We start from the raw sequence: 12,157 nt of genomic DNA, 5'->3' as shown, positions 1-12,157 counted from the left end.
CGCACTGCAGCGCCCTTGGGCTTGCCGGTGGAGCCGGAGGTGTAGATGACGTAGGCCAGGCTCTCGCCGTGCAGCGGGACCTGCGGGTCGGTGTCGGGTTCGCTCGACAGGTCGAGGGTGTCGACGTCGAGCACCACGAGGCCGCTGCGCCCGGCGATGTGGCTACGGGTGGCGCCGTGCACGAGCAGCAATTCGATGCCGCTGTCTTCCACCATGTAGGCCAGGCGCTGGGCTGGATACTCCGGGTCCAGCGGCAGGTAGGCGCCGCCGGCCTTCAGGATCCCGAGGATGCCCACCATCATCTCGATGGAGCGCTCCATCACGATGCCCACGCGCATGTCGGGCTTGACGCCCAGGGCGATCAGGCGATGCGCCAGTCGGTTGGCACGCCCGTCGAGTTCGGCGTAGCTCAAGGCCTCGTCTGCGAACAGCAGCGCGATGGCTTCGGGCTGCTGCCGTGCGTGCTGGGCGATCTGCTGGTGCACGGGCTGCGGCTGCGGTTCGCGCCGCGTTTTCACGCTCCATTGCGCAAGCTGCGATTTCTCGGCGGCGCCCAGCAGCTCGATGTCTCCCACCGAGCGGCTTGCGTCAGCGCAGAGTGCGGTCAGCACTGCCTCGTAGTGCTGCGCCATGCGCGCGATGGTCTCGCGCTCGAACAGTTCTTCGGCATAGATCACGTCGAGCATCAGGCGACCGTCGGGCCGCTCGCGGGCTTCGAGCACCCAGTCGAACTGGGTCTGGAGATCGGGCAGCGCATGATCGCTCACCTCGATGCCGTCCAGGCGCTGGAGCGCCCGGTGGTCTTCGAACAGGTGATTGAACATCACCTGGAACAGCGGGCTGTGGCTCATGCTGCGCTCAGGCTGCAGGCACTGCACCAGCTGCTCGAAAGGCAGGTCCTGGTGGGCCTGCCCACCAAGCACGGTTTCCCTGGCCTGCGCCAGCACGCGCGACACAGGGGTGCGGCCTTCGATCGAACTGCGCAGCACCAGCGTGTTGACGAAGAGGCCGATGACCTTCTCGAACTCCACGCGATTGCGGTTCGCAACGGCAGTGCCGACACGGATCTCTTCCTGCCCGGTGTAGCGGTGCAGCAGCACCTGCAGGCCCGCCAGCAGCGCCATGAACAGCGTGCCGCCATCGGCCTGGGCCATGCCGCGCAACCGGCCGAGCAGGTGCGAGGGCAGCTCGAAGGCATGACGAGCCGCGCGGTAGCTGGCTTGCGGCTTGCGCGGATGGTCGGTACGCAGTTCGAGCACCGGGTGCTCGTCGCCGAGTTGCGCCCGCCACCAGCCGAGCTGGCGCTCCGCCTCGCCGGCGGCGAGCCAATCGCGCTGCCACACGGCGAAGTCGGTGTACTGCAGGCGCGCTGCGGGCAACGCCGCCGCACGCCCCTGCAGGCGCGCGGCGTAGCCAGCGGCGAGTTCGTCGATCAGCACCTGCATCGAGGCGCCATCGGACACGATGTGATGCATCACCACGGCGAGCACATGCGTGTCGTCAGCCAGGCGAATCAGCGCCGCGCGCAGCAGCCCGCCCCGGGAAAGGTCGAAGGGCGCGGCCTTGATGCGGTGGGCTTCTTTTTCCAGTTGCCCGCCGCGCTGGCCGTCCGGCACGGCGCCCAGGTCGATCACTTCCAGCGCCAGCGTGCCGGTCGGATTGACCCATTGCGCGGCAACGCCGTCGCAGCCAGCACGGAACACGGTGCGCAGCGATTCGTGGCGCAAGACGAGATCGTCCAACGCGGCCTGCAACACATCGACCCGCAGTGCGCCGGTAAGTCTCAGCGCGCCGCTCATGTGATACGCCGCGCTGCCCGGGTCGAGTTGCCAGAGGAACCACTGGCGCTCCTGGGCATGCGACAGCGGCAACGCATGCAGCCGACGTTCAGCCGGCAACAACGCGATGGGCGCAGGCCTTGCGTGCGCTTCTTGCGCCAGCCGCTGCCGGACGGCAGCCGCGCTCTCGTGCAGCCGCGGGTGTTCGAACATCAGGCGCACCGGGTAGTCGATGCCCCAGTGGTCCGATATGCGAGCCGCCACCTGCGTCGCTGTGAGCGAGCTGCCGCCACGCGTGAAGAAATGGGCATCGCGCGCATAGGGCTTCGCGTCGGCGGGCCTGAGCACTTCGCGCCAGATGGCATCGACGGCGCGTTCGGTGTTGTCGAGCATGGGCCCTTCGGCTTTCATCTCGGCCGGCCCGCCCCTGACGAAAGCGCCGCGCTCGTAGATGGCGTAGGCATCGGCACTGCCGTCCAGCCAGCCTGCGCGGCACGCACTGCGCTGCAACTTGCCGCTGGTGGTCTTGGGCATGCCACCCGGGTTGAGCAGCAGCACGGCCGACAGCGGTTCGCCGAACACTTCGCTGACCGCGGCACCGAGCGCCTCGACCAGCACGTTCGGGGGCACCAGCTTCTGCATGCTGCGCGACACTTCGGCCGCGGCGCCGATGCCTTCGCCGCCGGGTCCGCCGACCGCGAACACCGCGACGCGGCCCTTGCGCACCGCATCGACTTCGGCCTCGATGACACGCTCGATGTCCTGCGGATAGATGTTGTGGCCGCGAACGATGATCAGATCCTTGATGCGGCCCGTCACGTAGAGTTCGCCGTCGCAGAAGAAACCGAGATCGCCCGTGCGCAGCCAGCGGCGCCCTGCGCGCTCGACGAAGGTCTCTCGCGATTCGCTCTCCTTGCCCCAGTAGCCAGCGCCGACACTGGGCCCGTGGACCCAGATTTCGCCGATGCGGCCAGGCGCCACCACCGACAAGGTAGCGGGGTCGACGACCTCGAGGTCGTGATGAACGGCCACCGCACCGCAGCCGACCAGCAAGGCGCCGCCTTCGGTCGGCGTGCCGAGGCCACTGGCCAGGCCTTCGGCGCTGAAGCAGCGCGCGACCATGCCACCGCAGCGCCGGCCGCCCGTCACGAACAGGGTGGCTTCGGCAAGGCCGTAGCAGGCGTAGACCGCTGCGGGGTCGAAGCCGGCAGCAGCAAAGCGCTCGATGAAGTCGAGTTCGGTGTCGGCGCGCACCGGCTCGGCACCCGTGTAGGCCACGCGCCAGCTGGACAGGTCGAGCCGCGCGACCTGCGCATCTTTCACGCGCTCCAGGCACAGGCGGAACGAGAAGTCTGGGCCGCCGCTGAGCGTGGCGCGGTGGCGCGAGATCAGTTCGAGCCAACGCACGGGCCGCTCGAGAAAGTAGCGCGGCGAAGTCAGCACCAGCGGGATGCCGCTGTAAAGCGGTTGCATCAAACCCCCGATGAGGCCCATGTCGTGGTACAGCGGCGCCCACGAGACGAACTTGTCGTCAGGCCCGATACCCATGCCGACCTGGATGGCATGCTCGTTGGCCATCAGGTTGCGGTGCGTGACGATGACACCCTTGGGCGTCGAGGTCGAGCCCGAGGTGTATTGCAGAAAGGCGATGTCTTCGTCGGCCGGCTCGAAGGGCTGCCACGCATCGGCGAGTGCCGCGTCCACCGCATCCACGGCGACGACCGTGACGTCGCCGAACTGGCTGCCGGCCGCGGCCATCGCATTGCCGAACGCGGTCGAGGTCAGCACGCAGCGCGCCCGAGAATCGGCCGCGACGCCCGTGAGCCGGGCCAGGTGCCGGGGCCGCGTGGATTCGGGCGGGAACACGGGCACGGCGATCACGCCGCAATAGAAGCAGGCCAGCATGCTCACGGCATAGTGGTCTCCGTTGTCGAGCATGACGAGCGCTCGATCGCCCTTGGCGAACTGCTGCTGCAAGCGCGCCGCGAGCGCACGCACGCGGCGCTCGAAGACGGCGTAGGTGAAGCGCTGCTCGCTGTAGACGCCATCGACCTCGTCGACAACGGTGAGCCAGACCTCGTTCGCGCGCCGCTCGGCGAGTGCGCGCAGGTGCGCCACGAAGTTGCGCGGTTGCCGGCTTGCGGATTCCGTCGCGAGCAATTGATTCATATCGAGCCTTTAGTGCGCGTGAAGATGTGTCTGTGCAGACAGGCGCCTCGCAAGCGCCGCGAGAAATCCGGTCTCGTGCTGCCGCAGGAAGAAGTGCCCGCCGGCAAACCAGTCGAGCGTGAAAACGTCTGCGGTTTCTTGCGACCAGGCAGCAATGGCCGACGCCTCGAGGTCGTCCTGGCGCCCCGCGAAGACATGGACGGGCAGCGGCAGCGGCGGCGCGCCCGCGGTGTCGTCGACGTGGCTGCGGCAGACGCGGCGATCGGCACGCAGCGTGTCGAGCGTGATGCGCATGAGCTCGTCGCTGGCGAACACTTCCTGGGGCGTGCCGCCCTGCTTGCGCAACTCTGCAATCAGCGAGGCGTCGTCTTCTCCGCCGTCAAGGCGCGAGGGGTCTCGTCGCGAAGGGGCCGCACATCCCGACACCAGCAACGCGCGCGGCAACGGCCGCCGCGCCGCCTGGAGCCGGCGGGCCATGCCGTGAGCCAGCAACCCGCCCATGCTGTGGCCGAAGATCGCGAAGTCGCTGCGCATCGCATCCGCCTGCTCGGCGCAGATGCGCGCGACCAGCGCGCCGAAGTCTTCGACGAAGGCCTCGCCCATCCGTGCGCCGCGCCCAGGCAACTCCACGGGCACGACGCGAACCGACGGCGAAAGGAAGCGACGCCAGCGCAGGTACATGGCAGCGCTCGCGCCGGCACAAGGCAGGCACAGCAGCGAGAGAGGCGCGTGCGCGGACATCAGCCGGCCGCGCGCTCCGCCGCCTGTGCATTTTCTTGTTCCTGTTGCTGCATCCATTCGCGCAGCGAGCGCGGACGCATGTCGATCCAGTGGCTCTCGACGTAGGCCAGCACGGTTTTCTTGTCTCCGCGCACGCCATCGATGGCAGACCATCCGCCAGGAACGGCCTTCCAGTGCGGCCAGATGGAATACTGGTCTTCGTGATTGACCAGAACGATGAAGTTTTCGTCTTCGCGGTCGAAGCAGCTGGTCGACATCGGTGCATCCTCGTGTGATTGAACAGAAGGAGCGCCCGGTGACCGGTGATGAACCGGATCGGATCGTGGCGCCCTTGCAAACAGGACGCTTGGCGGCCGAATCTGTTCATTTCACGATGCACCTGTCGGCACGATCGCATTCGCCGGGCTGCTGTCGACGAGGCAGCAGCATGAACGCGCTGCACGGCGCGCGTTCATGGGCTAACAAAGGAGCGGGAGTCAGCTGTCGGTTCGAGGCGGGGCGCCGGATGGCTCGTCGCCATCGCCGAGATCATTGACAGGCGGGACGAAGCCCGCGAGCAGCCACAGTTGCGCGGCATTGTCATAGGCGCGGCGATGCGAGGGCCGCGCGAGGAGCCAGGCAGTCATTTCGGAGCGCGCCGCGTCGTCGAAATTTTCGCGGTCGTGTTCACGCTGCACCCATTCCCACGCGGTGTTCCAGATGGGATCGTTCTTTTCTTGAGTCATTCTTGAAGCCGCTCGCGTTTTCCGTGCAGGCCGGGTCTCGAGCGCCCTCTGCCGATGCACGCGTTCGCGCATTCTCGCGGGAAACGGACCGCCCCTTCCCGCATGCTGTCGTGCGCGCCTCTAGCGTGCGTCTCTTTCGAGCAGCAGGTGGCCGCACGACTTGATGGCCGTTGCAGCCTCGGCGATCAGGCCGTTCACGAGCCCCAGCGCACAACCCAGGCGCGCCGCGATCTCGCGCTGCGTCAGGCCTTCCAGCCGATAGAGCTCGAACACCAGTCGCGTTCTCGGCGCAAGGCCGGAAAGAACCTCGTCGATCGCGCTGATGACCTGACGCTCGCACATCATGCGGTCAGGCGTGGCCGCGGCTTGCACGTCGAGCAATTCCACGTCGACATCGAAGGTGCGATAGCTCGCTTCGACGCGGTGGCGGCGGCAGTAGTCCAGGGCCATGTTGCGTACCACCTGGCAGCAGTAGCCGACGGGCCGATCGGCATGCCGCACGCAAGGGCCATCGACGATCTTCAGATAGGCGTCCTGCACCACGTCGTCGGCCAGATCCGGCGTGTTGACGATCTTGCGGGCGATGCGCCAAAGCTGCGCGTGATTGGCGATGAAGACCTCCCCGAGCGAAGGCTCGGACGAATGCACTGGCATGTTGAACACCTCTTCCTCCTGTGAGCGAGCCGAAGGGGCCGCAAGTCTGATTTACTACTTTCGACGCACAAATCTAAACAAGAATCATTTCTATTTATATGCAAGCTTCGAGGCATCTTGCTGACCCCACTGGATCAAACTTCAAAACAATGTGATGGAGGCCCGGAAGAATTCGGCACAGCGAATCGCTTGCTCCGGAAGCTCTGCGGAAACGCGGAGCCCGGCGTCGCTCAGGCGGGGATCGCGATGATAGTCCACTTGGCAGTCTGCCACGCGTTGCTGATGACGGAAGGGCCGTCAAACAAGATCGCTTCCGCTTCGCACGCGGCCGGCATCGTTGCTTGCTGACGCAAGCGCCAGCGAAGTCGGTGGCATCGCGCTATGCGCCGGCCCATCTAGAATCCCGCCCTCTCCCCGATCCCCGCCCCCATGAACATCGTCGTCAACGAAGAACTCAAAGCCTATATCGACCCCATGACACCGGAGGAACACGAGGCGCTGGAGCGGAGCATCCTGGCCGAGGGTTGCCGCGATGCGCTGGTGCTGTGGGGTGACGTGCTGGTGGACGGCCACAACCGCTTCGGCATCTGCCAGAAGCACGGCCTGCCGTTCAAGACGGTGCAGAACCCGCGCTTCAAGACCATCGAGGACGTGCACCTCTGGATGATCGACCAGCACCTCGGCCGGCGCAGCATCTCGGACTATCTGCGTGGCGTGCTCGCGCTGAGAAAGAAGGACATCGTCGACCAGCAGCGCAGCCGCTCGGTCGAGGCAACCGAACCCGCGTCCTCCTCGTCGGACGACCCGCCGTTCGATGTCGATCCGCCTGCGGACGCGACGCCCGACGACGCTGCGGCCGCAGTCCCCCTGCCGCCGCCTGCGCCGCTCAACAGCCGCGAAGCCATCGCCAGGGCGGCGCGCCTGAGCAGCAGTCAGGTCGGGATGATCGAGAAGATCCAGAAGCAGGCCGCGCCGGAACTGGTGGCCGCGGTGAAGTCGGGCGTGATTTCGATCAACACCGCGGCGGCTGTGGCCACACTGCCGGCCGAAGAGCAGGTTTCTGCCGCGAACGCGGGCAAGGACGAACTCAAACAGGCCGCGAAACGGGTGCGCGAGTCGAAGAAAAAGCCTCGTGCGGAGTCCGCCGAGGCATCTTCGGACGACGAAGCCAGCCCGGACACAGTGCAAGCGCTGCAGCAGCGCGTGGCCGAACTCACGGCCGAGAACGAATCACTGCGCAGGCAGGTTGCCGAACTGCAGGCCCAACTCGGTCACTGAGCCCGCAGCCGGCTGGCAAGGGCAGCTCCTACGGCTGGATCTCGCTGATCTTCGCGCCCGACAGCGAGACGCCCGCCTCCAGCCCCACGTTCGTCATCACGAAGCCCACCACGGGCTGGCGCAGCGTGTTCGTGTCGATGCTGCCGTTGGCGCCGATGGTCGCGAGCGCCACCGTGGCGTCGGCACCGGCCGTCCAGCCCTTGCTGCTGCGGAACTTGTCGAGCGCGGCCTGGGTGTTGAACAGATAGATCACAGCCTTCGACTGCGCGCCTGCCTGGAATCCCACGGACCCGGCGGTGGTGCTGTAGTAGGACTGCGTGCGCCCGTTCACGCGCAGCGCACCCCGGCCGTATTCAGCCCCCACGCCCATGCTGGCCCCCACCACGGCAGGAAACACCAGCACGCCGCTGGACTTGGCGACAAGCTCGCGCGAGCCCTTCACGGAGTCGTACAGCTTGGACAGGGCAGCATCCGTCTGCGCATCGATGGAAGCGCGCGAAGACGCGCTGCTGGCCTGGTCCTGCGGCCGCGTGGTGGTGCACCCGACGAAGGCCAGGCTGCATGCCGCGAAGAGAGACGAAAGCGCCAGCGTCCGGAAGTTGATGGCTTCTTTTTTCATGACGGTTTTCATGACGGAGTCCTTCCTTTGAAAAGAACATGGATCGGCAATGAGATCTCTGCCTCGAAGGCAGATTCGTCCATGCTAAGACCGCCCAAACCGGGCAAATCGAGTTGAAGGCATCGGCCTACGCGAGATCACGGCATCGGCGAACCGGAACGGGCCGCGGCCGCCGCGCAATGTTCGTGCAATGCTGGTTCGTAGCATTGCGGCACTGGTGCGGACGGCTGCGCATGGCCGTCCGCGATGTGGCATCCGAACCGACATCGCGTACTCCCATGACATTCGACCTCGCCGAAAGGCTGCAGCGCCTACCGCGCACCGGCAGCGTCCGCCGACCTGAACTACCGGACGCGCTGCGCGGCTTCGCGCTGTTCGTCATGCCGATGCTCGGTCTGCTCGGCGCCTCGGTGCTTGATCTCGTCGCGTCATCGATTGCATTGCTCTCGTTGCTCGTCGCCATGAGTTTCGGAATACGTGCGGGTCAGCCTGGAAAGAAGCCCGCAGCCGTGCGCCTGCTCGCTCGCCGAATGCTGCTGGAATCCATCGCATACAGGCATCTGTGGGTTCGACTGCTGATGGCCGCCCTCGCCTTCAGCTTCGTCGCGGCTACTGTGCTCCAGCAGACCGCACTGATCGCACTGGGTCTGCTCCTCTTCGCGATGTCCGCCTTTGCGCTGCTCTTCCAGCAGCCGCGCTGGCGGCAATGGCTGCGCAAGCTCGCGCCGATGGGACGGATGACGCTGGCGAACTGGCTGGCGCAGGTGCTGGTTGCAACGGCCTTGTTCTACGCGCTGGAGCCTCGCTTTGGGCTCCTGCTGGGCGTTGCAATGCCCTTCGCAGCGTTCCCGGTGCTGCAGGCTGTGCTCAGTTGCCGGTTGTTGGCGCGCGGTCGCATGCGCCCAGTCGAGTCAACGTCGCACGACTTGCAGCAGCCGGCGTGAGAGGGGCATCTGAGCGGGCAGGCCAGCTGAGCGCGACCTGCCCTTGCACTCACCGTCCGCCTGTCAAGGCAGAGCCGTGATGCGGTCCGTCGCCGGCGGAGTCAGCGGGCTGTTCGCCTTGATGTAGGCCTCCAGGGCATCCACGTCCTGGTCGCCGCCCAGCGTGTCGGTGCCTTGGTTGAAGACGGTGAAGTTGTCGCCGCCGGTGGCCAGGAAGCTGTTCATGGTCACGCGGTAGCTGGTGCCATCGGTCATCGCCGTGCCGTTGAGCGACATGTTGGTGATGCGCGATCCGGCCGGCTGCGACAGGTTGTAGGTATAGCTAAAGCCGCTAGAGGGCAGAAGCACCTTGGGCTTGTCCACGGTGTTTGCCCCCGTACCGGTGCCGCTGTTGAACTGCTGCTCGAGCAGCGCCCTGACCTGTGCGCCGGTCATGGTCTTCACCACGAGGCTGTTGCCAAAGGGTTGCACAGCGAAGATCTGGCCGTAGGTCACACTGCCGTCGCCGGCAGGTGCAAGATCGGCCCGCACACCGCCCGGATTCATGAAGGCAATCTGCGCGGCCCCCTTGCCAGCGGGGCTGGTGGCGGTGAGCTGCGCATCGGCGATCAGGTTGCCCAGAACGCTTTCCTTCGACGTGGTCTGCGTGCGCGTGGCAGTGGCGGTGAGCGATCCCACAACGCGCTGCACCAGCGGCCCGGCGATGGCGAGGTACTGGCTGATGAGCGCGGCCACTTCCTGGTTCTTGCCGAAGACGGGGTACTGGTCGGTCAGCGCGACGGTGGTCGAGCCGCTGGTGTAGGCCTCGCCCTGCACGATCACGTTGTCGGCGGTCTTGGCCGTCACCTTGCGCGTCTTCGTGTCGATGGTGAGGTTGATGTCGGTCAGCAGCGTGCCGTACTGGCCGGCACTGGTCAGCAGGAAGGGCTTGGCCGGGTTTGTCTTGGCGTAGTCGCAGATGTACGAACGGTGCGTGTGGCCCGAGATCACCACGTCGACCGACGCATCGAGCTTGTTGAGGATCGGCAGAATGTCACCGCTCAGGCCAGTGCAGCTCTTGTCGTTGTAGCCCACGGTGGTGGTGCCGCCTTCGTGGATGACGACGACGATGGCGTCGGCGCCTTGCGACTTCAGCTGGGGAATCAGCGCGTTGGCCGTGTCGGCTTCGTCCTTGAAGCTCAGGCCGGCCACGCCCGCGGGCGTGACGATGTTCGGCGTGCCCTTCAGCGTCATGCCGATGAACGCCACCTTCACCGTGGCGCCGTCCTGGGTGAAGCTCTTCATGCCGGTAGCGGGGAACAGCGTGTTGCCGTCGGTCTTCACCGTGTTGGCCGAGAGGAAACCGAAGTTGGCACCCGGGAAGCTCTTGTTCACGCGGCAGGGCTCGAGCGCGGTGTTCTTCGCGCAGCCGCCATTCTTCATGCGCAGCAGTTCGGTCTGGCCCTTGTCGAACTCGTGGTTGCCGACCGCGTTGAAGTCGATCTTCATCGCGTTGACGGCTTCGATGGTCGACTCATCGAGGAAGAGCGCCGAGACCAGCGGCGAGGCGCCGATCATGTCGCCCGCCGACACGACAGCATTGTTCGGGTTCTTGGCCTTCAGCGAGGCGATGGCCGAGGCCATGTAGGCGGCGCCGCCGGCAGGCACCGGCACCGTGCCGCCAGCCTTGGCGGGTGCGGTGATCGACAGCTTCGGCGGTTCGAGGTTGCCGTGCAGGTCGTTGAAAGCGATGAGCTTCACGTCGATGGTGCCCGGCACTGCAGGTGCTGGTGCTGGTGCCGGCGGATTGGTGGCCGTGGGAGGCGGCACGAAAGGAATGGAATTGTTCGAACTGCCGCCGCAGGCGGTCAGGGCGACTGCCACCACGCCGGCAATGGCGAAGTGCTTCAACGATGAGTGCATGGGAACCTCTCTCCTTGGTTGGAATGCAGCGGATGCTGGGCACCGCACATGACGAGGCCATGAAGGCCCCGCTGCGTCGCGAGGAGATCGATTGCCTTCTCAGGGCAACTGGACGAGATGGATCGCAACGCCTGGGCCGAAAGCGGCCTGCAGGAGGGCCTTCGCCTGCACGCTGCGCTCGTCGGTCAGCGACTGCACGGCGAGCCAGCCTTCTGTCTGCCGGCGCTGCAGGTGCCAGCCTTCCTGTCCGAGGAGGATGAGCCGGGCGAGCGCCGCCGGGTCTGCCACCGGCAGAGCGGCGGGCGTGATGTCGAGCCAGTCGGTCACCTGTTCGCTCTCGCCGCCCAGGCGCGCAGCGGCGCCTTCCGCAAGTGCGTGCTGCGTGGCCGCGTCCCGCACCCTGCCCTGAAGCACGATGCCGCCGCCGTGCCAGCGGATCTCCAGAGAAGGGGCTGCCTCGGCATTGGCCGTGCGGGCCTGCGCCTCGCCATCACCAGCCACGCGCCACGCAACGCCCACCAAGAAGGCAAGGCAGGCCATCGAAACCACCGCAAGAATCCTGATGCGCTTCGTCATTCGAGGCGCGAGCGTGCCACGCAGCGCATGACGCCGGTATGACGACCGCCCGTCGCAGGCGGACAGCCATTCGACCTACACGGATAAGCGCGTGCCGACGCACCCGCGAAGCACCGGATTCCTATACGCTTGAGTTCCGTCCCCCGCATTCCCCAACACCCCGAGGAACGAACATGGCAGCCAATGCGAAAGTCACAGGAAATGTCGAATACCGGGCCGGCGACGGCCCCCTGATCCTCATTCCCCAGGGCCCCATCGAGATCCAGCTGGCGCCCGACAGCGCCGTGCTGAGTTGGGGCGACGGCGGCAGCATGCAGACGACGGCGATACCCATTGCCGAATACCAGCGCTACCTCAACGAGGGCGTGATCCAGCCCGATTGAAGAACAAGCAATGTGCCGGCGGCGGCTCTGCCGCCCAACAATAAAAAAACGGCCTCGAGAGGCAATGCCGCTCAGTTAAGCAAAGGCCCTTCGGGGCCTTCGCTGTTTGTACAGTGCAGGCTGTATGAACAAAGCCGAGCCCGGACGAGGCCGGCGGACGGCCGATGCTGCTGCAAGAGTACCTGTGCGAGACCCATCAATACGCCACGCCCGAGCAGTGGGGAGTCGTGCGAGGCAGCCTGCCTGCGCAGTGGATTGAACAGGCGCTGCAGGCCACGGGCGTGGCCACGCTGCGGCCACGCCCGAGCAGTGGGGAGTCGTGCGAGGCAGCCTGCCTGCGCAGTGGATTGAACAGGCGCTGCAGGCCACGGGCGTGGCCACGCTGCGC

11 protein-coding genes and 1 pseudogene are annotated in these 12,157 nt (G+C 66.3%); 4 read left to right on the top strand and 8 right to left on the bottom strand.

The window, feature by feature from the left end:
- From QMO14_RS31500 to QMO14_RS31480, 5 genes are all read right to left on the bottom strand, one after another.
- On the bottom strand, positions 1 to 3,947 hold a 3,947-nt coding region (locus tag QMO14_RS31500), incomplete at its 3' end, for an AMP-binding protein (RefSeq protein ID WP_301512000.1).
- 9 nt (positions 3,948 to 3,956) lie between these two features.
- Positions 3,957 to 4,688, bottom strand: a complete 732-nt coding sequence (locus tag QMO14_RS31495) for a thioesterase II family protein (RefSeq protein ID WP_301511999.1) — start codon at positions 4,686 to 4,688, stop codon at positions 3,957 to 3,959.
- The gene (locus QMO14_RS31490) at positions 4,688 to 4,945 is read right to left on the bottom strand and encodes an MbtH family NRPS accessory protein (RefSeq protein ID WP_301511998.1); all 258 of its coding nucleotides are present in this window, start codon (positions 4,943 to 4,945) and stop codon (positions 4,688 to 4,690) included. Before QMO14_RS31490 ends, QMO14_RS31495 begins: the two co-directional genes overlap by 1 nt.
- 219 nt (positions 4,946 to 5,164) lie before the next feature.
- Positions 5,165 to 5,413 carry a DUF4880 domain-containing protein gene (locus tag QMO14_RS31485; RefSeq protein WP_301511997.1) on the bottom strand — a complete coding sequence of 83 codons (249 nt, stop codon included), beginning with the start codon at positions 5,411 to 5,413 and terminating at the stop codon, positions 5,165 to 5,167.
- Between the two features lie 120 nt (positions 5,414 to 5,533).
- The gene (locus tag QMO14_RS31480) at positions 5,534 to 6,067 is read right to left on the bottom strand and encodes a sigma-70 family RNA polymerase sigma factor (RefSeq protein ID WP_301512001.1); all 534 of its coding nucleotides are present in this window, start codon (positions 6,065 to 6,067) and stop codon (positions 5,534 to 5,536) included.
- A 429-nt stretch (positions 6,068 to 6,496) separates the two neighbouring features.
- Here QMO14_RS31480 and QMO14_RS31475 point away from each other — a divergent pair, with 429 nt between their 5' ends.
- Positions 6,497 to 7,345 (top strand): plasmid replication/partition related protein, encoded by an 849-nt coding sequence (locus tag QMO14_RS31475; RefSeq protein WP_301511996.1) that lies wholly within the window; start codon positions 6,497 to 6,499, stop codon positions 7,343 to 7,345.
- A 28-nt stretch (positions 7,346 to 7,373) separates the two neighbouring features.
- Here the strand turns inward: QMO14_RS31475 and QMO14_RS31470 are convergent, their stop codons facing one another.
- Positions 7,374 to 7,976, bottom strand: coding sequence for a YSC84-related protein (locus tag QMO14_RS31470; protein ID WP_301511994.1), 603 nt, complete (start codon positions 7,974 to 7,976; stop codon positions 7,374 to 7,376).
- Positions 7,977 to 8,242: 266 nt separating this feature from the next.
- Here QMO14_RS31470 and QMO14_RS31465 point away from each other — a divergent pair, with 266 nt between their 5' ends.
- Positions 8,243 to 8,908: a DUF418 domain-containing protein gene (locus QMO14_RS31465; RefSeq protein ID WP_301511993.1), complete on the top strand. Its 666-nt coding sequence runs from the start codon at positions 8,243 to 8,245 to the stop codon at positions 8,906 to 8,908.
- A 63-nt stretch (positions 8,909 to 8,971) separates the two neighbouring features.
- Here QMO14_RS31465 and QMO14_RS31460 read toward each other — a convergent pair whose 3' ends face one another.
- On the bottom strand, positions 8,972 to 10,810 hold the full coding sequence (locus QMO14_RS31460; protein WP_301511992.1) for a bifunctional UDP-sugar hydrolase/5'-nucleotidase: 1,839 nt from the start codon (positions 10,808 to 10,810) through the stop codon (positions 8,972 to 8,974).
- A 99-nt stretch (positions 10,811 to 10,909) separates the two neighbouring features.
- On the bottom strand, positions 10,910 to 11,386 hold the full coding sequence (locus tag QMO14_RS31455) for a hypothetical protein (RefSeq protein ID WP_301511991.1): 477 nt from the start codon (positions 11,384 to 11,386) through the stop codon (positions 10,910 to 10,912).
- A gap of 173 nt (positions 11,387 to 11,559) precedes the next feature.
- Between QMO14_RS31455 and QMO14_RS31450 the strand changes: the two genes are divergently transcribed.
- The gene (locus QMO14_RS31450) at positions 11,560 to 11,769 is read left to right on the top strand and encodes a hypothetical protein (protein ID WP_301511990.1); all 210 of its coding nucleotides are present in this window, start codon (positions 11,560 to 11,562) and stop codon (positions 11,767 to 11,769) included.
- Between the two features lie 164 nt (positions 11,770 to 11,933).
- Positions 11,934 to 12,157 (top strand): annotated as a pseudogene (locus QMO14_RS31445) (hypothetical protein); the annotation flags it as partial.

It is taken from the genome of Variovorax sp. CAN15, from assembly GCF_030462475.1.
Classification (GTDB): Bacteria; Pseudomonadota; Gammaproteobacteria; order Burkholderiales; family Burkholderiaceae_C; genus Variovorax.
The sequence above is the reverse complement of the archived record's forward strand: the minus strand, read 5'-3'. Positions and strand labels throughout refer to the sequence as shown.